22 protein-coding genes are annotated in these 22,524 nt (G+C 65.5%); 15 read left to right on the plus strand and 7 right to left on the minus strand.

Features of this window, described 5'->3' with window-relative positions; all coding sequences use genetic code 11:
- Window positions 1-126: 126 nt before the first annotated feature.
- Window positions 127-1,038: a hydroxymethylbilane synthase gene (gene hemC, locus AC07M7_RS09850; protein ID WP_046987541.1), complete on the plus strand. Its 912-nt coding sequence runs from the start codon at window positions 127-129 to the stop codon at window positions 1,036-1,038.
- A gap of 115 nt (window positions 1,039-1,153) precedes the next feature.
- Here the strand turns inward: hemC and AC07M7_RS09855 are convergent, their stop codons facing one another.
- The gene (locus AC07M7_RS09855; protein WP_046987542.1) at window positions 1,154-1,930 is read right to left on the minus strand and encodes a DUF481 domain-containing protein; all 777 of its coding nucleotides are present in this window, start codon (window positions 1,928-1,930) and stop codon (window positions 1,154-1,156) included.
- A 107-nt stretch (window positions 1,931-2,037) separates the two neighbouring features.
- Window positions 2,038-2,640: a LolA family protein gene (locus AC07M7_RS09860; protein ID WP_046987543.1), complete on the minus strand. Its 603-nt coding sequence runs from the start codon at window positions 2,638-2,640 to the stop codon at window positions 2,038-2,040.
- 81 nt (window positions 2,641-2,721) lie between these two features.
- Between AC07M7_RS09860 and AC07M7_RS09865 the strand changes: the two genes are divergently transcribed.
- Together AC07M7_RS09865 and AC07M7_RS09870 are read left to right on the plus strand one after the other, a co-directional pair.
- Window positions 2,722-3,693, plus strand: a complete 972-nt coding sequence (locus AC07M7_RS09865) for a helix-turn-helix transcriptional regulator (protein WP_046987544.1) — start codon at window positions 2,722-2,724, stop codon at window positions 3,691-3,693.
- A 26-nt stretch (window positions 3,694-3,719) separates the two neighbouring features.
- Window positions 3,720-4,514: a MetQ/NlpA family ABC transporter substrate-binding protein gene (locus tag AC07M7_RS09870; protein WP_046987545.1), complete on the plus strand. Its 795-nt coding sequence runs from the start codon at window positions 3,720-3,722 to the stop codon at window positions 4,512-4,514.
- 106 nt (window positions 4,515-4,620) lie between these two features.
- On the opposite strand, the gene glpK is transcribed toward AC07M7_RS09870, so the two are convergent.
- The 3 genes from glpK to AC07M7_RS09885 all read right to left on the minus strand — a co-directional run bounded on the left by glpK (window position 4,621) and on the right by AC07M7_RS09885 (window position 8,505).
- Window positions 4,621-6,120 carry a glycerol kinase GlpK gene (gene glpK / locus AC07M7_RS09875; RefSeq protein WP_046987546.1) on the minus strand — a complete coding sequence of 500 codons (1,500 nt, stop codon included), beginning with the start codon at window positions 6,118-6,120 and terminating at the stop codon, window positions 4,621-4,623.
- 79 nt (window positions 6,121-6,199) lie between these two features.
- Window positions 6,200-7,681 carry a glycerol-3-phosphate dehydrogenase gene (gene glpD, locus AC07M7_RS09880; protein WP_495207299.1) on the minus strand — a complete coding sequence of 494 codons (1,482 nt, stop codon included), beginning with the start codon at window positions 7,679-7,681 and terminating at the stop codon, window positions 6,200-6,202.
- Between the two features lie 188 nt (window positions 7,682-7,869).
- Window positions 7,870-8,505, minus strand: a complete 636-nt coding sequence (locus tag AC07M7_RS09885) for an OmpW/AlkL family protein (RefSeq protein ID WP_136639053.1) — start codon at window positions 8,503-8,505, stop codon at window positions 7,870-7,872.
- A 186-nt stretch (window positions 8,506-8,691) separates the two neighbouring features.
- Between AC07M7_RS09885 and AC07M7_RS09890 the strand changes: the two genes are divergently transcribed.
- From AC07M7_RS09890 to lpdA, 3 genes are all read left to right on the plus strand, one after another.
- Entirely contained in the window at window positions 8,692-9,207 is a 516-nt protein-coding gene (locus AC07M7_RS09890) for a DNA-deoxyinosine glycosylase (protein WP_495207300.1), read from the plus strand.
- Between the two features lie 167 nt (window positions 9,208-9,374).
- Window positions 9,375-11,087 (plus strand): dihydrolipoyllysine-residue acetyltransferase, encoded by a 1,713-nt coding sequence (gene aceF, locus AC07M7_RS09895; RefSeq protein WP_046984969.1) that lies wholly within the window; start codon window positions 9,375-9,377, stop codon window positions 11,085-11,087.
- 108 nt (window positions 11,088-11,195) lie between these two features.
- On the plus strand, window positions 11,196-13,004 hold the full coding sequence (gene lpdA / locus AC07M7_RS09900; RefSeq protein WP_482998351.1) for a dihydrolipoyl dehydrogenase: 1,809 nt from the start codon (window positions 11,196-11,198) through the stop codon (window positions 13,002-13,004).
- Window positions 13,005-13,375: 371 nt separating this feature from the next.
- Here the strand turns inward: lpdA and AC07M7_RS09905 are convergent, their stop codons facing one another.
- Window positions 13,376-14,194, minus strand: coding sequence for a hypothetical protein (locus AC07M7_RS09905; protein WP_010481314.1), 819 nt, complete (start codon window positions 14,192-14,194; stop codon window positions 13,376-13,378).
- A gap of 462 nt (window positions 14,195-14,656) precedes the next feature.
- Between AC07M7_RS09905 and AC07M7_RS09910 the strand changes: the two genes are divergently transcribed.
- From AC07M7_RS09910 to AC07M7_RS09950, 9 genes are all read left to right on the plus strand, one after another.
- Window positions 14,657-15,022: a hypothetical protein gene (locus tag AC07M7_RS09910; protein ID WP_211195204.1), complete on the plus strand. Its 366-nt coding sequence runs from the start codon at window positions 14,657-14,659 to the stop codon at window positions 15,020-15,022.
- Window positions 15,023-15,053: 31 nt separating this feature from the next.
- On the plus strand, window positions 15,054-15,854 hold the full coding sequence (gene atpB, locus AC07M7_RS09915; RefSeq protein WP_295382031.1) for a F0F1 ATP synthase subunit A: 801 nt from the start codon (window positions 15,054-15,056) through the stop codon (window positions 15,852-15,854).
- Window positions 15,855-15,927: 73 nt separating this feature from the next.
- Window positions 15,928-16,233 carry a F0F1 ATP synthase subunit C gene (gene atpE / locus AC07M7_RS09920; protein ID WP_005411133.1) on the plus strand — a complete coding sequence of 102 codons (306 nt, stop codon included), beginning with the start codon at window positions 15,928-15,930 and terminating at the stop codon, window positions 16,231-16,233.
- 106 nt (window positions 16,234-16,339) lie between these two features.
- Window positions 16,340-16,810 carry a F0F1 ATP synthase subunit B gene (locus AC07M7_RS09925; RefSeq protein WP_012512170.1) on the plus strand — a complete coding sequence of 157 codons (471 nt, stop codon included), beginning with the start codon at window positions 16,340-16,342 and terminating at the stop codon, window positions 16,808-16,810.
- 2 nt (window positions 16,811-16,812) lie between these two features.
- The gene (locus AC07M7_RS09930) at window positions 16,813-17,340 is read left to right on the plus strand and encodes a F0F1 ATP synthase subunit delta (protein WP_495207301.1); all 528 of its coding nucleotides are present in this window, start codon (window positions 16,813-16,815) and stop codon (window positions 17,338-17,340) included.
- A gap of 44 nt (window positions 17,341-17,384) precedes the next feature.
- Window positions 17,385-18,932 carry a F0F1 ATP synthase subunit alpha gene (gene atpA, locus AC07M7_RS09935; RefSeq protein WP_046984974.1) on the plus strand — a complete coding sequence of 516 codons (1,548 nt, stop codon included), beginning with the start codon at window positions 17,385-17,387 and terminating at the stop codon, window positions 18,930-18,932.
- Window positions 18,933-19,010: 78 nt separating this feature from the next.
- Window positions 19,011-19,874, plus strand: a complete 864-nt coding sequence (atpG, locus tag AC07M7_RS09940; protein ID WP_006394538.1) for a F0F1 ATP synthase subunit gamma — start codon at window positions 19,011-19,013, stop codon at window positions 19,872-19,874.
- 38 nt (window positions 19,875-19,912) lie between these two features.
- Entirely contained in the window at window positions 19,913-21,319 is a 1,407-nt protein-coding gene (gene atpD / locus AC07M7_RS09945; RefSeq protein WP_046984975.1) for a F0F1 ATP synthase subunit beta, read from the plus strand.
- A 113-nt stretch (window positions 21,320-21,432) separates the two neighbouring features.
- Window positions 21,433-21,855, plus strand: coding sequence for a F0F1 ATP synthase subunit epsilon (locus AC07M7_RS09950; RefSeq protein ID WP_005411127.1), 423 nt, complete (start codon window positions 21,433-21,435; stop codon window positions 21,853-21,855).
- 208 nt (window positions 21,856-22,063) lie between these two features.
- Here AC07M7_RS09950 and AC07M7_RS09955 read toward each other — a convergent pair whose 3' ends face one another.
- Window positions 22,064-22,447, minus strand: a complete 384-nt coding sequence (locus AC07M7_RS09955) for a GtrA family protein (protein WP_495207302.1) — start codon at window positions 22,445-22,447, stop codon at window positions 22,064-22,066.
- Between the last annotated feature and the right edge of the window lie 77 nt (window positions 22,448-22,524).

Consider the following 22,524-nt stretch of genomic DNA (forward strand, 5'->3'; position numbering starts at 1 on the left):
CCCCCCCCCCCCCCCCCCCCCCCCCCCCCCCCGTCCAAGCACGGCTGTTGCCTTCACGATCCCCCCACCAGCCACGAGGGGCTTCGCCGTTGGCCGTATCCGCGCCGAAGGCGCGATAATGATCGGATGGAAACCGTCCGCATCGCCACCCGCAAGAGCCCGCTCGCCCTCTGGCAGAGCGAACACGTCGCCGACCGCCTGCGCCAGGCACATCCCGATCTGCACGTGGAACTGGTGCCGATGAGCACCCGCGGCGATGAGGTGCTTGACCGCTCGCTGGCGGCCATCGGTGGCAAGGGCCTGTTCCTCAAGGAACTGGAACTGGCCATGCTGCGTGGCGAGGCCGACTGCGCGGTGCACTCTTTGAAGGATGTGCCGATGGAACTGGATGCGCCGTTCGCGCTGCCGGCGATGCTGACTCGCCACGATCCGGCCGATGGCTTTGTTTCCAACTTGTATGCCTCGCTGGATGCGCTGCCGATCGGTGCGCGCGTCGGCACATCGTCGCTGCGTCGGCAGGCGCAGCTGCGCGCGCTGCGACCGGACCTGCAGCTGCTGGACCTGCGCGGCAACGTCAACACCCGCCTGGCCAAGCTCGACAACGGCGGCTACGACGCCATCGTGCTTGCGGTGGCCGGGCTGGAGCGGCTGGGGCTGGGCGAGCGCATCGTCGCCCGCCTGCAACCGCCGCAGTGGCTGCCGGCGCCGGCACAGGGCGCGGTTGCGGTGGAATGTGATGGCAGCAATGCGCGCTTGATGGCGCTGTTCGCCGGCCTGGATGACGCGGCTACCCGTGCCTGCGTCGAGGCCGAGCGGGCGATGAACCGTGCGCTGCATGGCAGCTGCCACGTGCCGGTAGCGGCGATCGCGCAGTGGCAGGGGCAGGATCTGCACCTGCAGGGGCTGGTCGGCAGTGCCAGTGATGGCCGCGCGGTGCGCGCCGAGGCGATCGGCCCGGCCAGTGACCCGGAAGTACTGGGCCAGCGCGTGGCGAAGATGCTGCTGGATGCCGGTGCCGGCGAACTGCTGAACGTCTGAGGCATCGCAGGTAGTGCCGGCCGCTGGCCGGCAACCTCGTGCCCCGATTGAATGCAGTTGCCGGCCAGCGCCCGGCACTACCGAAAGAAGAACGGGCGCCTTTGGCGCCCGTTTCTTATTTGAATTTGTAGACCACGTTCATCGTGGTCAGCGTATCGGTCTTGCGCTTGTCCTCGGCCACGTCACTGTTGTAACGCGCCTGCCAGCCGGCCTTCAGCGCCAGGTGCTCGTTCATGCTGACCGAGACGCCGAAGTCGTTCTGGCCGAAGGTGTTGTACGAACCCGATTCGACCAGGAGGGTGTTGACCAGGTCGGTGTTGTCGGTCAGCGAGTACTTCAGGTCGAACAGGCCACGACCAATCATGCCGGTGCGGGTGCGGTCGTCTTCGGTGCTGTGGGTGCGGCGCACACCGGGGCCGATCTGCGCGTCGAACGAGAAACGCTCGGTGTTCCACAGGCGGGTGCCGTAACCCAGACCGAACGAGCTCTGGCGGTCGTAGGTGGCGAAGTCGTCACGCTCGGTACGTACCGTCGCGGTCAGCTGGCGATGCTCGCCCAGCTGCAGCGCGCTGCCGGCACTGCCGGTGTAGCGGTTGGCGGTGGTGTTGTTGCGGCGGGTGGTGGTGCCGTCGTCGTTGGTCTCGGTCACCTTGGAGCTGGAGCGCAGGCCGAACAGGTCCATGCTGTGCACCCAGTCGCCGTCGGTGTAGCGCAGGCGCAGGCGACCGTTGAAGCTCTCGGTGCTGCTGTTGCCGCGTGCCGAGGCGAAGCCGAGCTCGCCGCCGCTGCCGCTCCACGGCGAAGACATCGCCGCCAGTTCGGAGGCGTCCTGCGCATACGCAAGCGGCGCGCACAGCAGCAGGGGGATCAGCAGGGACACACGCAGGGACATCGGGGCTTCTCCGAAGCGGTTGACAGCCGGTGATGATACTGGAAGCGTGATGGCGGTCCGAATCGATCCAAAACGCGCTTCAGGAAACGTTCCTGCCGCCAGCCCATTCAGGGTAGATCGACGCGCAATGCCGGGTCGTTGAAGCGCGAATAGCGCAGGCGCAGCTGGAAGCTGCGGCCGTTGCTGCTGCCACTGCGTACGATCTGCCGAGGCAGGCCCTGCGCGTCCACCCAGTACTCCATGCGTTCGCCGGGCTGGGCGCCGCGCAACCGGTAGTGGCGGGTTTCGACCCCATCCAGGGACTGGCTGCCGAGGTCTTCGGCCCGCAGGTCGGCGGGCAGGGCATCGGCCGGCAGCGGGTTGCGCCATTGCTCAAGCAGGCCCGGCGGGGTCGGGACCTGGCGGACCCCGCCGTCGGCCTGCAGGAACATGGTGTCGCCGATGATCGTCTGCGGTCCGGCCGCGGTCTGCAGCCGGAATCGATCGGGGGCGACGAAGTCCATGGCGCTGCGCACAGGTTCCGGCGCACCCAGCACCTCCAGCTCGGCATGGAAGCTGCGCAGGGTGGCGAAGCGTTGGCTGGCCGCCAGCACTGCCTGCGCCGGATCGGCGGCAGGGACGGCGGCCTCAGTGCCGGCCGGAGCCGGTGCGCGATCACAGGCGGCCAGCAGCAGGCAGGCCAGCAGGGGCAGGGCAGGCAACCGGCGCATCGGGTGTTCCATGGGGCGGGGGGCGCCCACGATAGCCCAAACGTCCCACACAAGACCCGCGACTCGGACATAATCGGGGGTATGGACCGATACGAACGCATCACCGCCCTGCATCGTCTGCTCAAGTCCGCGCGCTATCCGGTGACGGTGGCGACCCTGCAGGACAAGCTCGGTTGTTCCCGCGCCACCGTCTACCGCGACCTGGCCTTCCTGCGCGATGCGCTGATGGCACCGATCGAGGGCGACGGCGAGGCCGGCTTCCGTTACCAGGCCGACGAGAGTGACCGCTTCGAGCTGCCCGGCCTGTGGCTGAGCTCGGAGGAGCTGCACGCCCTGCTGGCCTCGCAGCACCTGCTGGCACGGACCGGCGGCGGCGTGCTGTCCTCGGTGCTGGCACCGCTGCAACAGCGCATCGAGAGCCTGCTGGCGGCCCAGGCCGGCGTCTCCAACTGGCCGGTGGACCGTGTGCGGGTGATCCCGCACCGTGGCCGCAAGTTCGACGAGGGCAGCTTCCGCAGCGTGGCCTCGGCCGTGCTGGAGCGCCGCCAGCTGGCGTTCGAGTACCGCGCACGCTCCACCGACGAGCCGACCAAGCGCACGGTCTCGCCGCAGCGCCTGACCCATTACCGCGACAACTGGTACCTGGATGCCTGGGACCACGACCGCGAGGCCCTGCGCAGTTTCGCCGTGGACCGCATCCACAAGGCGCGGGTGGTCGACAGCACGGCCCGCGACGTGGCCGACAGCGAGCTCGACGAACAGCTGGGCGCCAGCTACGGCATCTTCTCCGGTGCACCGAAGGGCTGGGCGACCATCCTGTTCAGCGCCAAGGCCGCGCGCTGGGTGGCCGACGAACACTGGCACTCCAAGCAGCAGGGCCGTTTCCTGGCCGACGGCCGCTACGAGCTGAAGGTACCGTACAGCGTCTCCCGTGAACTGCTGATGGACGTGCTGCACTACGGCTCGGATGCCGAGATCGTCGAACCGGTGATGCTGCGCGAGCAGGCCAAGGCGCTGCTTGAGCTTGCCCTGAGCAACTACGACAACTCCTGACCCTCCCCCCGAGAACCCTTTCGCCCATGAAGAAGACCCTGTTGCTGCCCCTGCTCGCCGCTGCGCTGGCCCTGACCGCCTGCGGCAAGTCCGGCGAGCCCTCGCAGAAGCTGGTGGTGGCCGCCACGGCCGTGCCGCATGCCGAGATCCTGGAAGTGGTCAAGCCGATCCTCAAGCAGGAAGGCGTGGACCTGGATGTGCGCGTGTTCAATGACTACGTGCAGCCCAACGATCAGCTGGTGCAGAAGCAGGTGGATGCCAACTACTTCCAGACCGAGCCGTACCTGGATGCCTACAACCGCGATCGCAAGAGCGATCTGGTGAAGGTGATCGGCGTGCACATCGAGCCGTTCGGCGCGTACTCGCGCAAGATCAAGTCGCTGGCCGAGCTGCGCGAAGGCGCCGACGTGGTGATCCCGAACGACCCGAGCAACAACAGCCGCGCGCTGATCCTGCTCCACAAGGCCGGTGTGATCGAGCTGAAGGACCCGACCAACGCGCTGTCGACCCAGCGCGACATTGCTGCCAACCCGAAGAAGCTGAAGTTCCGCGAGCTGGATTCGGCGATGCTGCCGCGCGTGCTGGACCAGGTCGATCTGGCCCTGATCAACACCAACTACGCGCTGGATGCCGGCCTCAACCCGACCAGGGATGCACTGGCGATCGAGAGCAAGGATTCGCCGTACGTGAACTTCCTGGTCGCACGCCCGGACAACAAGGACGATGCCCGCGTGCAGAAGCTGGCCAAGGCCCTGACCAGCCCGCAGGTGAAGGCCTTCATCGAGACCAAGTACAAGGGCGCGGTGCTGCCGGCGTTCTGACCGGCGCCGCGGACGTTCTGGCCATGCGGTAGTGCCGGCCGCTGGCCGGCAATCTGCAAATGCTGCCAAGGATCATGGGGTTGCCGGCCAGCGGCCGGCACTACCGTCAGTCGACGTGGAAGGCGAGGGTGGCGGCCACCGCCTGTTGCCACCCCGCATACAGCTTCTCGCGCCGGGCCACCTCCATCTGCGGCTCGAAGCGCCGGTCCAGGCCCCACTGCGCGGCGATCTGCTCGCGGCTTGACCAGAAGCCCACGGCCAGCCCGGCCAGATAGGCCGCGCCCAGTGCGGTGGTTTCGGTCAGCCGAGGCCGCAGCAGCGGTACGCCGAGGATGTCGGCCTGGAATCCGGCCAGGAAGTCATTGCCGATCGCACCGCCGTCGGCGCGCAGTTCGGTCAGCGCGATGCCGGCATCGGACTGCATCGCATCAAGCACGTCGCGGGTCTGGTAGGCCATGGCCTCCAGTGCCGCGCGCACGAAGTGGGCCTTGCGGGTGCCACGGGTCAGGCCGAACATCGCCCCGCGTACGTCACTGCGCCAGTAGGGCGCGCCCAGGCCGACGAAAGCCGGCACCAGGTACACGCCACCACTATCGGGAACCTGCGCGGCCAGCGCCTGGCTGTCGCTGGCGCGCTCGATCATGCGCAGTCCATCGCGCAACCACTGCACCACGGAACCGGCGACGAAGATCGACCCCTCCAACGCGTACTCCACGCGCCCGTCCAGGCCCCAGGCGATGGTGGTCAGCAGGCCATTGCGCGAGCGCACCGCCTGCGCGCCGGTATGCATCAGCATGAAGCAGCCGGTGCCATAGGTATTCTTGACCATGCCCGGCTGGAAACAGGCCTGGCCGAACAGCGCTGCCTGCTGGTCACCGGCGATGCCGGCGATCGGAATCGGATGGTCGAAGAAGAACTGCGGCCGGGTGTGCGCGTACACCGAACTGGAGTCGCGTACCTGCGGCAGCATCGCGCGCGGGATGTCCAGCAGCGCCAGCAGGTCGTCGTCCCAGTCCAGCGTGTGGATGTTGAACAGCAGGGTGCGCGCGGCATTGCTGTAGTCGGTCACGTGCGCCTGGCCACCGCTCAGGTTCCACACCAGCCAGCTGTCGATGGTGCCGAACAGCAGCTCGCCGCGTTCGGCGCGTTGCTGCGCGCCCTCCACATGGTCGAGGATCCAACGGATCTTGGTGGCCGAGAAATAGGCATCGATCAACAGGCCGGTACGCTCGCGAACCAGCGCTTCATGGCCTTCGGACTTCAACCGTTCGCAGATGGCGTGGCTCTGCCGCGACTGCCAGACGATGGCATTGTGGATCGGCTGGCCGGTCGAGCGGTCCCAGACCACGGTGGTTTCGCGCTGGTTGGTGATGCCCAGTGCGGCGATGTGGCGCGGGTCGATCTGCCCGCGGCTGAGCAGTTCGGTCAGCGTGGCATAGACACTGGTGAGGATCTCGCGGGGGTCATGCTCGACCCAGCCCGGCTGCGGGAAAATCTGCGCGAACTCGCGTTGCGCGCTGCCGACGATGTCGCCGGCATGGTCGAACAGGATCGCGCGCGAACTGGTGGTGCCCTGGTCGATGGCCAGCACGTAGCGGGGCGTCATGCAGCGTCTCCGGTAGCGACGGTGTTGGTAGAGTCGAGCTTGCTCGACTGCTTTTCATGTCAGTCGAGCAAGCTCGACTCTACCGTCTATCGATCCATTCCTGCAGCCGTGCCACCTGCGCGGTATCCAGCCGCAGGCCCAGCTTGCTCCGCCGCCACAGCACGTCCTCGGCACTGCGCGCCCACTCGTGCTCGCACAGGAACGCCACCTCGCGCGCATGCAGTCCAGCGCCGAACGCATCGCCCAGATCGGCCATGCTCTGTGCGCCTTCCAGCAACGCCAGGCTTCGGCTGCCGTAGGCTTCGGCCCAGCGCCGCGCGATGTCCGCTGGCAACCACGGCACCAAAGCCAGCAAGCGTGAGCACGCCTGAGCGGCGTCGCCCCAGTCACTGCCCGGCAGTGGTTCTCCCGTTGCCGTCCATGCCGCTCCCATCTGCGACAGGGCGGGGCGCAGCAGCTCCAGCGCTTCCTCGGCCAGCACCCGATAGGTTGTCAGTTTCCCGCCCAGCACGTGCAGCGCCGGTGCCGGATCCACCTGCAGCTGCAGGCGGTAGTCGCGGCTCAGCCTTGCCGCGCGCGGGTCGGGGTCGGCCAGCAGCGGACGCACCCCGGCGAACTGCCAGACCACATCTGCCGCGCTGATCGGTTCGCGCAGATAGCGGTTGGCGGCCTCGCACAGGTAGGCGACCTCCGAAGGCAGCACGCTGCAGCGTGCCGGGTCGCCGCGGTAGTCGGTGTCGGTGGTGCCAACCAGCAGGTGGTCGTGGGCGAACGGCAGCAGGAACACTACGCGGCCATCGGGTTGCTGCAGCAGGCAGGCACTGTCGTCAGGCCAGGCGCGGCGCAGCACGATGTGGCTGCCCTGCACCAGGCGCAGGGCAGGGCCGGCGCTGCGCGGCTGCATCCAATCCAACAGGCCGCCTGCCCACGGACCGGCGGCATTGACCACGGCACGGGCGATCACCGCCTGCTGCTGGCCGTCGGCTGTTTCCAGCGTCACGTGCCAGCGGCCCTGTTCGGCGCGCAGGTCGACGCAGCGGCTGTGGACCCGTACCTGTGCACCACGTTGCGCGGCATCCCGCGCGTTGAGGATGACCAGACGCGCATCATCGACCTGTGCGTCGGCATAGCTGAACGCCTGTCGCAGCGATGGCGAGAGCTGTGCACCCAGCGGGTCCTGTTGCAGATCCAGTGCGCCCGATGCAGGGAAGGCGGGGCTGCGCGGCCCCAGGTGGTCGTACAGCCACAAGCCCGTGCGCAGCAGCCAGCGTGGGCGCAGGTGAGGTTCCCAGGGCAGCACGAAACGCAGCGGCCGGACCAGGTACGGGGCCTGGCGGCGAACGACCTCGCGTTCGCCCAATGCCTTGCGTACCAGGCCGAACTCGCGCTGCTCCAGGTAGCGCAGGCCACCGTGGATCAGCTTGCTGCTGGCGCTGGAGGTATGCGCAGCAAGGTCATGCTGCTCGCACAGCAGCACGCGCAGGCCACGACCGCTGGCATCACGGGCGATGCCGGCACCGTTGATGCCGCCACCGATCACCAGCAGGTCGACTTCATGCATCGCGCCTCCGCATCCTGTTTGTGTGTAGAGCCGACCGTCAGTCGACTGCTTTTTCGATAGTCGAGCATGGACTCTGCTCTACAAGAGCAGTCGACTGACAGTCGACTCTACAGACAGCGGGTGACGGAAAGGACGACGGGCCCCGAAGGGCCCGTCGCGTTACATCAGTGAAGCAGGTACAGCCTGGATCAGAAGCGGGCGCCGATGCCGAAGCCGACGGTCCACGGATCCATCTTGGCTTCGCCGATCTTCTCGCCGCCGATCTTCACGTCCGGGCGCGAGCGCATGTAGCGGGCGTCGGCACGGGCGAACCAGGTGGAGTTGATGTTCATGTCCACACCGACGGTGCCGATCACGCCCTTGGCATCCTTGAAGCGGATGTCGCTGTCAGCGCCGTTGCCCAGCTTCTCGTTGCTGAAGCTCGACTGGTAGTAGCCCACGCCCACGAACGGACGGAACACGTTGTCAGCCTGGCCGAAGTGGTACTGGCCGCTCAGCGCGATCGGCTGCTGCTCGACCGAGCCCAGGCGGGCGTTGTCCGGACCCTTGAACTTGTTGTCGAACTTGTCGGCAGCGCCCCACAGTTCAACGGCCCAGTTGTCGTTGATGTAGTAGCTGAAGCTGACGGTCGGCGCCGGGCCGCCATCGGTCTTCTTCACGCCGGTGATCGGGTCGTTCTTCGGTTCCAGCAGCGAGATGCCGCCAACAACGGCAAAATGCTTGCCCGAAGCGGTATCGGTGGTGCTGCTGTCCTGGGCGAAAGCGGCCGGCGCGAACGCGGCGGAGGTCAGCAGGGCGAGACTCAGGATACGGATGGAGCGCATGGGGGTATCTCCTAATGTTTCTTGTTTTGGGCTCCCGGTTGCGGGGCGAGCACACCGTAGTCGCCCCAACATGAATCGAATCCGACGCGCGTTAAAAAATAGTTTTCCTTGTTCAGCGACTGGAGCGGAAAGCCTGTTTTCATGGGCTTTTCGGCCATCGGTGGCATTCATGCAGTTGGAGAAGATGTGAGCGAAGCAACGTTGTGCATCGGCCTGCAAGCGCAGGTGAACGTGGATTGCAGGGTGCTGCTGCTGGGCTCGATGCCCGGCGTTGCGTCATTGCAGGAGCAGCGCTACTACGCCCATCCGCGCAATCGTTTCTGGCCGTTGCTGGCCGATATCTGCGGCTTCGACGCAGGACTGGCCTACCAGCAACGGCTGCAGGCACTGATGGCGGCAAAGGTCGGCCTGTGGGATGTGATTGGCCAGTGCGAGCGGCGCGGCAGCCTGGATGCCGACATCGTGCGTGGCACGGAAGTGCCCAATGCGTTGCCGGCACTGATCGCTTCGCTTCCTGAGCTGGAGCTGATCGGCTGCAACGGCGGTGCGTCGCTGCAGGCGTTCCAGCGCTGGGTGTTGCTCCGTCTGGAGGCCCCTCCGACGCTGCTGGCGCTGCCATCCACCAGCCCGGCCAATGCCGCGTGGTCGTTGCCGCGCCTGCGCCTGGCCTGGCAGCCGGTGGCCGACGCACTGGCGACATGAAGCGGACATCGTCCGGACAATACGCTACCGACTGGATGCAGCCGCAACCCATGGGCAACAGCGTGTCCCGGCTGCGTGCGTACTGAAAACACCTGTAACGGTTGGCGCTGGCCCCCGCTGGCCGCACAATAGACGTTTCCCTACACCAGATTGCCGGAGTTATCCCCATGGCCGAAATCAAGGAAGCACTTGTCCCCGATATCGGTGACTACAGCGATATCCCGGTAATCGAGGTGCTTGTCGCCGTCGGCGACACGGTCAAGAAGGACCAGGGCCTGGTGACGCTGGAAAGCGACAAGGCCACCATGGAAGTGCCGTCGGCCGTCGCCGGGGTGGTCAAGGAGATCAAGGTCAAGGTCGGTGACACCCTGTCCGAGGGCAAGGTCGTGGCGCTGATCGAAGTGGCTGAAGGCGAGGCTGCCAAGCCGGCAGCTGCCGCCCCGGCACCGGCCAAGGCAGCGGCTCCGGCTGCCGCCACCCAGAGCGCACCGGCCCCCGCCGCTGCTGCGCCGGCTGCCCCGGCCGCCAGCGGTGGTGCGGTTGAAGCGCTGGTGCCGGATATCGGCGACTACTCCGGAATTCCGGTCATCGAAGTGCTGGTCGCCGTCGGCGACACGGTCAAGAAGGACCAGGGCCTGGTCACGCTGGAAAGCGACAAGGCCACCATGGAAGTGCCGTCTTCGGTGGCTGGCGTGGTCAAGGAGCTGAAGGTCAAGGTTGGCGACAATCTGTCGCAGGGCAATGTGGTCGCCATCATCGAGGCCGAGGGCGCTGCTGCGCCGGCACCGAGCAAAGCAGCGGCTGCCGCTGCTCCGGTTGCCGCAGAGACCGCCACCAAGGTGGAGCCGGTCGCCGTGCCGGCTCAGCCGGACAAGCTGGCTGCTCGCGAGATCGCCTCGGCGGGTACACCATCCAGCCCGCCGGTGCAGTTCAACGCCGATGGCGTGCTGCCGGCCAAGGTGCCGTATGCCACTCCGGCCGTGCGCGTGTTCGCCCGCGAGCTGGGCGTGGACCTGCTGCAGATCAATGGTACCGAGAAGGGTGGCCGCATCACCAAGGGTGACGTGCAGAAGTTCGTCAAGGCCGCGCTCAGCGGCGGCGTACCGGCGGCTGCCGGTGGTGCCGTTGCCGCCGGTGGCGGCCTGAACCTGCTGCCGTGGCCGAAGGTCGACTTCAGCAAGTTCGGCGACGTTGAAGTGCAGCCGTTGTCGCGCATCAAGAAGATTTCCGGCGCGAACCTGGCCCGCAACTGGGCCATGATTCCGCACGTCACCCAGTTCGAACAGGCCGACATCACCGACCTGGAAGGCCTGCGCGTGGCGCTGAACAAGGAAAACGAGAAGGCCGGCATCAAGCTGACCATGCTCGCCTTCCTGATCAAGGCCAGTGCCGCGGCGCTGAAGAAATTCCCGGAGTTCAACGCCTCGCTCGATGCCAGCGGCGAGAACCTGACCCTGAAGAAGTACTTCAACATCGGCTTTGCCGCCGACACCCCGAACGGTCTGGTCGTGCCGGTCATCCGCGACGTGGACAAGAAGGGCGTGGTGCAGATCGCGCAGGAAACCGGCGAACTGGCCAAGAAGGCGCGCGACGGCAAGCTGGGCCCGGCCGACATGAGCGGCGGCTGCTTCTCGATCAGCTCGCTGGGAGGCATCGGCGGCACCGCGTTCACCCCGATCGTCAATGCACCGGAAGTGGCCATCCTCGGCGTCTCCAAGTCGTCCATCCAGCCGGTCTGGAATGGCAAGGAGTTCGCACCGAAGCTGATGCTGCCGCTGTCGCTGAGCTACGACCACCGCGTCATCGATGGCGCCCTGGCCGCACGCTTCACCACGTACCTGTCGCAGGTACTGGCCGACATGCGCCGCGTGCTGCTGTAAGGCATCCGCTTCGCCCCCATCGTGCGGCCGCTGCCCCTGGCGCGGCCGCCTGTCGAAACGCAGTGACAGCCCGCCGGCCACGCCGGGCGGGCCCGAGGAAAACCCACCATGGCCACGATTGAAATCAAGGTTCCCGACATCGGCGATTACAGCGATGTACCGGTGATCGAAGTGCTGGTCGCCGTCGGCGACACGGTGAAGAAGGACCAGGGTCTGGTGACCCTGGAATCGGACAAGGCCACCCTGGAAGTGCCGTCCTCGGCTGCCGGCGTGGTCAAGGAAATCAAGGTCAAGCTCGGCGACACCCTGTCCGAAGGCGCCGTGGTCGTGGTGCTGGACGCTGAAGGTGCCGCCGAAGCCCCGGCCAAGGCTGCCGCGCCGGCCCCGGCAGCGGCCGCTCCGGCCAGCAAGCCGCCGGTGACCCCGTCGCACCGCGCCCCGGCTGAACCTGCTGCGCCGAAGCCGGCGCTGTCCAGCGGCAAGCAGGCCGACATCGAATGCGAAATGGTCGTGCTGGGCTCCGGCCCGGGCGGCTACACCGCCGCCTTCCGCGCCGCCGACGTCGGCCTGGATACGGTCCTGGTCGAGCGCTACGCCAGCCTCGGCGGTGTCTGCCTCAACGTGGGCTGCATCCCGTCCAAGGCCCTGCTGCACGCCGCAGCGGTCATCGACGAAGTGGCCCACGCCGGTGATTTCGGCGTCGAGTTCGGCAAGCCGACCATCACCCTGGACAAGCTGCGCCAGTACAAGGAAAAGGTGGTCAACCAGCTGACCAAGGGCCTGGCCGGCATGGCCAAGCAGCGCAAGGTCCGCAGCGTGCAGGGCGTGGGCAAGTTCGTTTCCGCCAACGAACTGCTGATCACCGCCGAAGACGGCAGCACCCAGCTGCTGCGCTTCCAGAAGTGCATCATCGCCGCCGGTTCGCAGGCGGTGAAGCTGCCGAACTTCCCGTGGGACGACAAGCGCGTGATGGACTCCACCGACGCACTGGAACTGGCCGAAGTGCCGGGTTCGCTGCTGGTCGTCGGTGGTGGCATCATCGGCCTGGAGATGGCCACCGTGTATGGCGCGCTGGGCAGCAAGGTCACCGTGGTCGAGTTCATGGACCAGCTGATGCCAGGCGCCGACAAGGACCTGGTCAAGCCGTTGGCCGACCGCCTGAAGAAGCAGGGCATCGAAGTGCACCTGAAGACCAAGGCCTCCGGCGTGACCGCCGATGCCAAGGGCATCACCGTGACCTTCGAAGCCGCCGAGGAAGGCCAGGCGCCTGCGCTGGCGCAGGGCACCTTCGACCGCGTGCTGGTGGCCGTGGGTCGCTCGCCGAACGGCAAGAAGATCGATGCCGAGAAGGCTGGCGTGCAGGTGACCGACCGCGGGTTCATCCCGGTTGATCGCCAGATGCGCACCAACGTGCCGCACATCTTTGCCATCGGCGACATCGTCGGCAACCCGATGCTGGCCCACAAGGCCACGCACGAGGGCAAGCTGGCCGCCGAAGTGGCTGCCGGGCACAAGAAGGAGTGGGTGGCCCGCGTGATTCCGTCGGTGGCCTACACCAACCCGGAAATCGCATGGGTTGGCGTGACCGAGACCGAAGCCAAGGCCAAGGGCCTGAAGGTCGGCGTGGCCAAGTTCCCGTGGGCGGCGAGCGGCCGCGCGATCGGCATTGGCCGTACCGAGGGCTTCACCAAGCTGATTTTCGACGAAGAGACCCACCGCATCATCGGTGGTGCCATCGTCGGCGTGCATGCCGGTGACCTGCTGGCCGAGATCGGCCTGGCCATCGAGATGGGTGCGGAAGCGGAAGACATCGGCCACACCATCCATGCGCACCCGACGCTGAGCGAATCGGTGGCGATGGCCTCGGAAATCTACGACGGCACGATCACCGATCTGTACATGCCGAAGAAGAAGTAAGGCGCCCGCGCCTTTGCGAACGAAAAGCCCCGGCATTGCCGGGGTTTTTTTTGTTGGGCCTCGATCATTCTCACTGCAAGCGTTCGGGCCGGCCGCGCAGCGGTTCGGCGTGCGGAAGGCGGAGCCACAACCGCCGCCACCGCAGCGGCTGCCTGGATGCCTGACACGCGGAGGGAGAGGGGGCTGGGTGCGAAGTAAAGGAGGAGGTGACGTCCGCAGGCCGGCGCCGGGGGACATTCGAACCCAGCCCCCTCTCCCTCAAGCGCTCGACCAACCCGCTTCTGCTCTTCTGTCAGAAGCCACAAAAAACGCGGCCCCGATGTTCCGGAGGCCGCGCCAGGAGAGAGGATGCCGTGGAAGGGGGCGGGGGATCAGAACACGAAGCTGACGCCGGCCACCGGGCCCTTGAATTCCTGCTTCAGGCCGATGGTGCCATCGCTGCCCTTCTTGTCCGCGTCGAGCTTGAACCAGTCGTAGCCAGCGAACACACCGAAGTTCTTCGTGAAGCGGTAATCGACGATGGCGTTGGCGCGGCTCAGGTCGCCCTTGTAGTCATCGAAGCTGCCCCAGCGCGTATTGAGGTACTGACCCTGCAGCGTGATCATCCACTTTTCCGACGGGGTGAAGCTCAGGCGCGCACCGACCACTGGCGCGACGCCGTCGGTCTTCTCGTTGAGGAACTGGCCCTCATAAACGGTACCCAGATCGGCGTAGGCCTTGGTGCTGACCTTGGCGTACTCGGCACCCAGCTGCAGGCCGAGGTCGAAGGTATCGGTGTCCACCACCGAGTAGTCATAGACCAGGCTGGCGACCTGGTATTTCAGCTCACCCTTGACGAAGCTGCCGGACGGCACGTTGACGTCACCGAAGGAGATGTCCTGGCCGAGGGTCTCGCGGCGGTCCTTGTCGTACTTGAAGTAGTTGAACAGCAGGCGCTGGCGGTTGCTGATGCGGAACATGCCGTCGATGCGCGGCTCCCATTCCTTGCCACCCAGCTTGAAGTCCTCGGAGAAGCCGATGTCCTGGCCGGCGACGTTGGTCTTGCCGCGAAGGGTGTTGTCCGAGTCGATGTTCATCGCACCCAGGCGCAGGGCGAAGCGGTCATCGCCTTCAGCGGCGTGGGCGGCTGTGGCGAACGAAGCGCCGGCGGCGAGCAGGGAAAGGGCGAGCAGGGTGGGTACAGGGCGCATCGAAGAGTCCTTGCAGTGGTTCATCAGAATGAAGACCACTGTGCCGGACGGCGCCGTCCACCATCCGTGAACGTATGGTCCACGGCATGTGCACGGTTCAGCGCTGTCGCGACGATGCAAAAAAGATGGCCCCGGAGCGGGGCTTCGGGGCCATCGTGGGACCTGCGGGGCGAAGCGTCGACGAGGTTGCTGCAGGCAGGTCGAAAGATCGGACCGGCACCCTGCGGCGAAAGTTCCGTGGCCTGCGACCAAAGTTCAATACTGCGCTGCAACATCGCGCGGACGTCATTGTCCCCCGGGTGGCACGCAAAAATGTAAGCGCTACCGCAACTTGCGGCTTCCCGGGATGAACAGGCAGCGGTTGTCTCGCAAATTGTCCCATTGCTATAATTTGGCGGCTCGATGAGGCCCCCCTTGCTGTAGCCGCCTCAGCCTTCCACTTGCAACCACGCGGGACGTCCTGTGCTGAACTCCGTTGATGCGGGTCGGCGACTGATGCTGCGCGCCGCGGTCTACCCGCTGGCCGCAGTGGCTGTCCTGGCCCTGGCCTTCCTGCTGGTTGGTCCGAAGTATGCCCTCGGCGCGCTGGCGTCCGGTGTGGCCATTTCGGCCGGTGGCTGGGTTGCGGCACGGATGGCACTGGGCGGGGGGGCACTGGGCGCAGGATCGGCGATGGCTCGCCTGATCATTGCGATCGTCGCCAAGTGGGTAGTGGTATTCGGCGTCCTGCTGGTGGGGTTCCTGGTCTTCAAGCTGCCTGCATTGGCGCTGTTGGCCGGTATCGCCGTCGGTCTGATGTTCCAGGTCCTGGCCATGGCCAGGCGTTGACAGAATTCAATTAACTGAAGGTTCCGGACACATGGCGGGCGAGGCTCTAACCCCTACCAGCTACATCCAGCATCACCTGCAAAACCTGACCGCGCCGGTCGGCAAGGGTGAGGGTATGTTCTGGCACATCCACGTCGACACCTTCCTCACCGCGGTCCTGATGGGCCTGGTGATTGTTGTCGCGTTCTGGCTGGGAACCCGCAAGGCCACCGCCGGCGTGCCGGGCAAGTGGCAGGCTTTCGTGGAAATCTGCCTGGAGTTCGTCGATCGCCAGGCCAAGGACACCTACCACGGCAAGAGCAAGCTGGTGACGCCGATCGCCATCACGATCTTCTTCTGGATCCTGATGATGAATCTGCTGAAGATGATCCCGGCCGATTTCATCGCCAAGCCGCTGGAATGGGCGGGCGTCCACTACTGGAAGCCGGTGCCGACCGCTGACGTCAATGCCACCCTGGGCATGGCCTTCAGCGTGTTCTTCCTGATGCTTTTCTTCGCGCTGAAGTCCAAGGGCCTGCTCGGCTTCATCAAGGAATTCCTGACGGCGCCGTTCGGCAAGTGGATGATGCCGTTCAACCTGATCCTCAACATCGTCGAGTGGCTGAGCAAGCCGATCTCGCTGGCGATGCGACTGTTCGGCAACATGTTCGGCGGCGAAATCGTGTTCCTGCTGATCTGGGTGCTGGGTGGTGCCGGTTTCTTCGGTGCCATTGCCGGTGGTGCGTTCGGCCTCGGCTGGATGCTGTTCCACCTGCTGGTGATCCCGCTGCAGGCCTTCATCTTCATGATGCTGTCGATCGTGTACCTGAGCCTGTCGGAAGACGCTCACTGAGTTTCAAGCTTCAACGCGTTTCAACCTTCATCCGTTTCATCACCCTTAGCAACTTAAGTTCCTGGAGATAACCATGTACTTCGCCGTCCTGACCAACTTCGCGCAGATTCAGAGCTCCACCGCCCTTGCCGTCGGCATCATGATCGGCCTGGCCGCGCTGGGCGCCGGTCTGGGTCTGGCCATCATGGCTGGTAAGTTCCTGGAGTCGGCCGCCCGCCAGCCGGAACTGATCCCGGTCCTGCAGGTGCGCATGTTCATCACCGCTGGCCTGATCGACGCCGCGTTCATCATCTCGGTCGCCGTCGGCCTGCTGCTGGCCTTCGCCAACCCGCTGTCGGCTGCCTTTGCTGGCGCCGTCACCAAGGCTCTGGCCGGCTGATACAGCGGTTTGAGACGACCGGGTGCTGATGCACCCGGTTTCGGATGAAGGCCGGATGCGCCGCTTCGGCGGCGCGTCCACCCCGAAACCAGCGATCGAGCTAACCATGAATATCAATTTCACCCTTCTTGCGCAGGCGCTCGCCTTCGCTGGTCTCATCTGGATCATCGCGACCAAGATCTGGCCGCCGCTGATGAACGCGATCGAAGAGCGCCAGCAGAAGATTGCTGAAGGCCTCGCTGCTGCCGACCGCAGCCAGAAAGATCTGGCCCAGGCGCAGGAGAAGGTCAACGAAGCGCTGAAGGAAGCCCGCACCAAGGCCAACGAGATCATCGATCAGGCCCACGCGCGTGCCAACCAGATCGTTGATGCTGCCCGTACCGAAGCGATCACCGAAGCCACCCGTCAGAAGGATCTGGCCCAGGCCGAGATCGACGCCGCCGCCAACCGTGCCCGTGAAGATCTGCGCAAGCAGGTGTCCGCGCTGGCCGTGACCGGTGCCGAAAAGCTGCTCAAGCGCGAAATCGACGCCAACGCCCACAAGGCGCTGCTCGACGAGCTGGCCTCGGAGATCTAAGGATGAGCCAGGCCCTCACGCTTGCCCGCCCGTACGCCCGCGCCGCGTTCGCGACCGCGCGCGACGAAGGCGCGTTCGCGCCGTGGTCGGATGCCCTCGCGTTCTCCGCCCACGTCGCCGCCGACCCGCGCGTGGCGGCCCTGCTCGCCAACCCGGAGCTGGGCCGTGACGCCGCCGTCGCCCTGCTGGCGCCGGTGACCCACGGCGAGACCTACTCGCGCTTCCTGGCCATCCTGGCCGAATCGCATCGTCTGCCGCTGCTGCCGGAAATCTCCGGCATGTTCGACGCCCTGCGCGCCGATGCCGAGCACGTGGTCAAGGCCAACGTGACCTCTGCCGCCGAACTCTCGGCCGGTGAACTGGACGCGATCAAGGTCGCGCTGCGCAAGCGCTTCAACCGCGAGGTCGAAGTGACCACCGCGGTCGACGCCTCGCTGATCGGTGGCGCCGTGATCGACGCCGGTGACGTGGTCATCGATGGTTCGCTGAAGGGCAAGCTGGCCCGTCTGCAGACCGCGCTCGCTAACTGAATTCATTTAACGTCCGGCCCCGCTGCCGGCACTAGGACTTGACGATGGCAACCACGCTCAACCCCTCCGAAATCAGCGAACTGATCAAGAACCGCATCGAGAAGGTCAAGCTGGCCGCGGAATCGCGCAACGAAGGCACCGTGACCAGCGTGTCCGACGGCATCGTGCGCATCTTCGGTCTGGCCGACGTGATGCAGGGCGAAATGATCGAACTGCCGAACAACAGCTTCGCCCTGGCCCTGAACCTGGAGCGCGACTCGGTCGGCGCCGTGGTCCTGGGCGGCTACGAGCACCTGCGCGAAGGCGACGTTGCCAAGACCACCGGCCGCATCCTGGAAGTGCCGGTCGGTCCGGAACTGCTGGGCCGCGTCGTCAACGCCCTGGGCGAGCCGATCGATGGCAAGGGCCCGCTGGGTACCGACCTGACCGCTCCGGTGGAGCGCGTTGCACCGGGCGTGATCTGGCGCAAGTCGGTCGACCAGCCGGTGCAGACCGGTTACAAGTCGGTCGACTCGATGATTCCGATCGGCCGTGGCCAGCGCGAGCTGATCATCGGTGACCGCCAGACCGGCAAGACCGCGATGGCCATCGATGCGGTGATCAACCAGAAGGGCACCGGCATCAAGTGCGTGTACGTTGCGATCGGCCAGAAGGCTTCGACCATCGCCAACATCGTGCGCAAGCTGGAAGAGAACGGCGCGCTGGCGCACACCGTCGTGGTCGCCGCCACTGCCTCCGAATCGGCTGCCATGCAGTACATCAGCGCCTACTCGGGCTGCACCATGGGTGAGTACTTCATGGACCGCGGCGAAGACGCGCTGATCGTGTACGACGATCTGTCCAAGCAGGCCGTGGCCTACCGCCAGATCTCGCTGCTGCTGAAGCGCCCGCCGGGCCGTGAAGCCTACCCGGGTGACGTGTTCTACCTGCACTCCCGTCTGCTCGAGCGCGCTGCCCGCGTGTCCGAGGAGTACGTCGAGAAGTTCACCGAAGGCAAGGTCACCGGCAAGACCGGTTCGCTGACCGCGCTGCCGATCATCGAAACCCAGGCGGGCGACGTTTCCGCGTTCGTTCCGACCAACGTGATCTCGATCACCGACGGTCAGATCTTCCTGGAAACCGACCTGTTCAACGCCGGCATCCGCCCGGCCGTGAACGCCGGTATCTCGGTGTCGCGCGTCGGTGGCTCGGCCCAGACCAAGATCATCAAGAAGCTGTCGGGCGGCATCCGTATCTCGCTGGCCCAGTACCGTGAGCTGGCTGCGTTCGCGCAGTTCGCCTCGGACCTGGACGAAGCGACCCGCAAGCAGCTGGAGCGTGGCCAGCGCGTCACCGAGCTGATGAAGCAGAAGCAGTACGCGCCGATGTCGATCGCCAACCAGGCGCTGTCGATCTACGCCGTCAACGAGGGCTACCTCGACGACGTGCCGGTCAACAAGCTGCTGGCGTTTGAAGAAGGCCTGCACGCCCACTTCGCCAACACCCAGGGCGAGCTGATCGGCAAGGTCAACGCCACCGGCGGTTGGGACAACGACATCGAAGGTGCCTTCAAGAAGGGCATCGCCGAGTTCAAGACCACCGGCAGCTGGTAAGACGGACGTGTGGCGGGGCCTGGCCCCGCTACACCGTTGATTGCAGCGGGGCATCGCCCCGCTCTACGGGAATCAAAGATGGCAAGCGGACGCGAAATCAAAACCAAGATCAAGAGCGTGCAGAACACCCGCAAGGTGACGCGCGCCCTGGAAATGGTCTCGGCCTCCAAGATCCGCAAGGCGCAGGATCGGATGAAGACCTCGCGTCCGTACGCGCAGGCGATGAAGCAGGTGATCGGCCACCTGGCGCAGGCCAGCACCGATTACCAGCATCCGTTCCTGGTCGAGCGCGAGCAGGTCAAGCGGGTCGGTTTCATCGTGATCTCCTCCGATCGCGGCCTGGCTGGCGGCCTCAACAACAACCTGTTCCGCAAGCTCCTGGGTGAAGCCAAGGCCTGGCAGGACAAGGGTGCCGAAGTGGACATGGTGACCATCGGCCAGAAGGCGTCGACCTTCTTCCGCCGGGTCAAGGTCAACATGGTCGGCAGCGTGACCCACATTGGTGACGTACCGAAGCTGGAATCGCTGATCGGCGTGATCAAGGTCATGCTCGATGCCTTCACCGAAGGCAAGATCGATCGCGTGTACCTGGTCTACAACCGCTTCATCAACACGATGACGCAGAAGGCCAGCTTCGATCAGCTGTTGCCGTTGCCGGCCGCCGAGAAGCAGGTCGCCCATCACGACTGGGACTACCTGTACGAACCCGATGCCGCGACCGTGCTCGAGCACGTGATGACGCGTTACATCGAATCGCTGGTGTACCAGGCGCTGCTGGAAAACGTCGCGTCCGAACATGCCGCGCGCATGGTCGCGATGAAGTCGGCCAGCGACAACGCCAACAAGCTGATCGGCGATCTGCAGCTCGTCTACAACAAGGCGCGCCAGGCAGCGATCACCCAGGAAATTTCCGAAATCGTCGGCGGCGCGGCAGCAGTCTGACCGCGTTCGTTCAAAGCACACATTTAGAGGATGCAGCAATGAGTCAGGGCAAGATCGTTCAGATCATCGGCGCCGTCGTCGACGTCGAATTCCCGCGTGAGTCGGTGCCGAAGGTGTATGACGCACTGAAGGTGGAAAACACCGAGATCACCCTTGAAGTCCAGCAGCAGCTGGGCGACGGCGTGGTCCGTTGCATCGCGCTGGGTTCCACCGACGGCCTGAAGCGCAACCTGGTTGCGATCAACACCGGTCGCGGCATCTCGGTGCCGGTCGGCGCCGGTACCCTGGGCCGCATCATGGACGTGCTTGGCCGTCCGATCGACGAAGCCGGCCCAGTGGCCGCCAGCGACAGCTGGGAAATCCACCGCGACGCGCCGTCGTACGAAGACCAGTCCCCGGCCACCGAGCTGCTGGAAACCGGCATCAAGGTCATCGACCTGATGTGCCCGTTCGCCAAGGGCGGCAAGGTCGGCCTGTTCGGCGGCGCCGGCGTCGGCAAGACCGTCAACATGATGGAACTGATCAACAACATCGCCAAGGCGCACAGCGGTCTGTCCGTGTTCGCCGGCGTGGGTGAGCGTACCCGTGAGGGCAACGACTTCTACCACGAAATGAAGGACTCCAACGTCCTGGACAAGGTCGCGATGGTGTACGGCCAGATGAACGAGCCGCCGGGCAACCGTCTGCGCGTCGCCCTGACCGGCCTGACCATGGCCGAGTACTTCCGCGACGAGAAGGACGAAAACGGCAAGGGTAAGGACGTCCTGCTGTTCGTCGACAACATCTACCGCTACACCCTGGCCGGTACCGAAGTGTCGGCACTGCTGGGTCGTATGCCGTCGGCGGTGGGTTACCAGCCGACCCTGGCCGAGGAGATGGGTGTCCTGCAGGAACGCATCACCTCGACCAAGAACGGTTCGATCACCTCGATCCAGGCCGTCTACGTTCCCGCGGATGACTTGACCGATCCGTCGCCGGCGACCACCTTCGCCCACCTTGACTCGACCGTGACCCTGTCGCGTTCGATCGCCTCGCTGGGTATCTACCCGGCAGTCGATCCGCTGGATTCCACCAGCCGCCAGATGGACCCGCTGGTCATCGGCCACGAGCACTACGACACCGCCCAGCGCGTCCAGCAGACCCTGCAGAAGTACAAGGAACTGAAGGACATCATCGCCATCCTGGGCATGGACGAACTGTCCGAAGAAGACAAGCAGGCCGTGTCGCGCGCCCGCAAGATCGAGCGCTTCTTCAGCCAGCCGTTCCACGTGGCCGAAGTGTTCACCGGCTCGCCGGGCAAGTACGTGTCGCTGAAGGACACCATCCGTGGCTTCAAGGCCATCGTCGATGGCGAGTACGACCACCTGCCGGAACAGGCGTTCTACATGGTCGGCAGCATCGAAGAAGCGGTCGAGAAGGCCAAGAAGATGGCCGAAAAGGCCTGATGCGGCGGGGACGGGTTTCGGCCTGTCCCATCCGTGAAACGGGGTGGGCCTGCGCCCACCGCTGCGGAAACCCCTGCGGTGGGTAACACCCGCCCCCTAGCGAAGAGAGTTCCATGAGCACCATCCGTTGCGACATCGTCAGCGCCGAGCAGGAAATCTTCCGTGGTGAAGCGACCCTGGTCGTGGCCACCGGTGAGCTGGGCGAACTGGGCATCGCGCCCAAGCACGCGCCGCTGATCACCCGCCTGAAGCCGGGCAAGGTGGTGGTGACCACGCCGAACGGCGAGCAGCTGGATTTCGCCATTTCCGGCGGCATCCTGGAAGTGCAGCCGCAGGTCGTGACCGTGCTGGCCGACACCGCGATCCGCGCGCAGGACATCGACGAAGCCTCGGTCCGCAAGGCCAAGGAAGAAGCCGAGCGCATCCTGGCCAACCGCGGCGAAGCGATGGAAGTGGCCGAAGCCCAGCAGAAGCTGGCTGAGGCCGTTGTCCAGCTGCAGGCGCTGGAGCGCCTGCGCAAGACCCTCAAGCACTGAGGTCCACGCGGTACCCACGAGAACGCCGGCCCTGTGCCGGCGTTTTTGTTTGGCTGGTGGGGCAGGGCCGACTGGGTAGAGTCGACTGTCAGTCGACTATCGCGCGCAGCGCGGGATTTTCGCGGTCTGATGGAAGAGCAGTCGACTGACAGTCGACTCTACCGATCCCGATCCCGATCCCGATCCCGATCCCGATCCCTGCGCCGCGTCAGCGATACACCACGTAGCGCATCAGCAGGAAGGACACGCCGGCCAGCCCGCCTTCCACCAGTGGCTTGGCCAGCCAGGTGTACTGCAGGCCCAGTGTGTGGTCGACCAGGCTTACCAGCAACGTGCTGGCCACGGTCAACAGCAGCCACAGCCCGAAGAAGCGCGCGAAGCGCCTCCAGCCCAGTTTGTGCGTGCCTGCCTCGGCAAAGGTGTAACGGCCGTTGAGCCAGAAGCCCAGCAGCATCCCGGCCAGGCGACCGGCAATGTTTGCTGGCACCACGGGCAGGCCCAGCGCGGTCGCGGCGACGAACACCAGCCAGTCGAGCAGCAGCTGCAAGAGCCCGATGATGAGATAGGTGCTTCCCTGGCGGACGAGGCCCATTGGTACGGTGAAGGAGGTGGGATGCACATGTTAACGGCCCACGCTCTAGAATCATCGGCAACGAACCACGGACTGCC

The organism is Stenotrophomonas sp. GW821-FHT09E08 (assembly GCF_059416125.1).

Bases quoted from the DNA above. Each gene is read 5' to 3' on its own strand.
- hemC (WP_046987541.1), top strand. From the start codon at position 127: ATGGAAACCGTCCGCATCGCCACCCGCAAGAGCCCGCTCGCCCTCTGG.
- AC07M7_RS09855 (WP_046987542.1), bottom strand. From the start codon at position 1,930: ATGTCCCTGCGTGTGTCCCTGCTGATCCCCCTGCTGCTGTGCGCGCCG.
- AC07M7_RS09860 (WP_046987543.1), bottom strand. From the start codon at position 2,640: ATGCGCCGGTTGCCTGCCCTGCCCCTGCTGGCCTGCCTGCTGCTGGCC.
- AC07M7_RS09865 (WP_046987544.1), top strand. From the start codon at position 2,722: ATGGACCGATACGAACGCATCACCGCCCTGCATCGTCTGCTCAAGTCC.
- AC07M7_RS09870 (WP_046987545.1), top strand. From the start codon at position 3,720: ATGAAGAAGACCCTGTTGCTGCCCCTGCTCGCCGCTGCGCTGGCCCTG.
- glpK (WP_046987546.1), bottom strand. From the start codon at position 6,120: ATGACGCCCCGCTACGTGCTGGCCATCGACCAGGGCACCACCAGTTCG.
- glpD (WP_495207299.1), bottom strand. From the start codon at position 7,681: ATGCATGAAGTCGACCTGCTGGTGATCGGTGGCGGCATCAACGGTGCC.
- AC07M7_RS09885 (WP_136639053.1), bottom strand. From the start codon at position 8,505: ATGCGCTCCATCCGTATCCTGAGTCTCGCCCTGCTGACCTCCGCCGCG.
- aceF (WP_046984969.1), top strand. From the start codon at position 9,375: ATGGCCGAAATCAAGGAAGCACTTGTCCCCGATATCGGTGACTACAGC.
- lpdA (WP_482998351.1), top strand. From the start codon at position 11,196: ATGGCCACGATTGAAATCAAGGTTCCCGACATCGGCGATTACAGCGAT.
- AC07M7_RS09905 (WP_010481314.1), bottom strand. From the start codon at position 14,194: ATGCGCCCTGTACCCACCCTGCTCGCCCTTTCCCTGCTCGCCGCCGGC.
- atpB (WP_295382031.1), top strand. From the start codon at position 15,054: ATGGCGGGCGAGGCTCTAACCCCTACCAGCTACATCCAGCATCACCTG.
- atpE (WP_005411133.1), top strand. From the start codon at position 15,928: ATGTACTTCGCCGTCCTGACCAACTTCGCGCAGATTCAGAGCTCCACC.
- AC07M7_RS09925 (WP_012512170.1), top strand. From the start codon at position 16,340: ATGAATATCAATTTCACCCTTCTTGCGCAGGCGCTCGCCTTCGCTGGT.
- AC07M7_RS09930 (WP_495207301.1), top strand. From the start codon at position 16,813: ATGAGCCAGGCCCTCACGCTTGCCCGCCCGTACGCCCGCGCCGCGTTC.
- atpA (WP_046984974.1), top strand. From the start codon at position 17,385: ATGGCAACCACGCTCAACCCCTCCGAAATCAGCGAACTGATCAAGAAC.
- atpG (WP_006394538.1), top strand. From the start codon at position 19,011: ATGGCAAGCGGACGCGAAATCAAAACCAAGATCAAGAGCGTGCAGAAC.
- atpD (WP_046984975.1), top strand. From the start codon at position 19,913: ATGAGTCAGGGCAAGATCGTTCAGATCATCGGCGCCGTCGTCGACGTC.
- AC07M7_RS09950 (WP_005411127.1), top strand. From the start codon at position 21,433: ATGAGCACCATCCGTTGCGACATCGTCAGCGCCGAGCAGGAAATCTTC.
- AC07M7_RS09955 (WP_495207302.1), bottom strand. From the start codon at position 22,447: ATGGGCCTCGTCCGCCAGGGAAGCACCTATCTCATCATCGGGCTCTTG.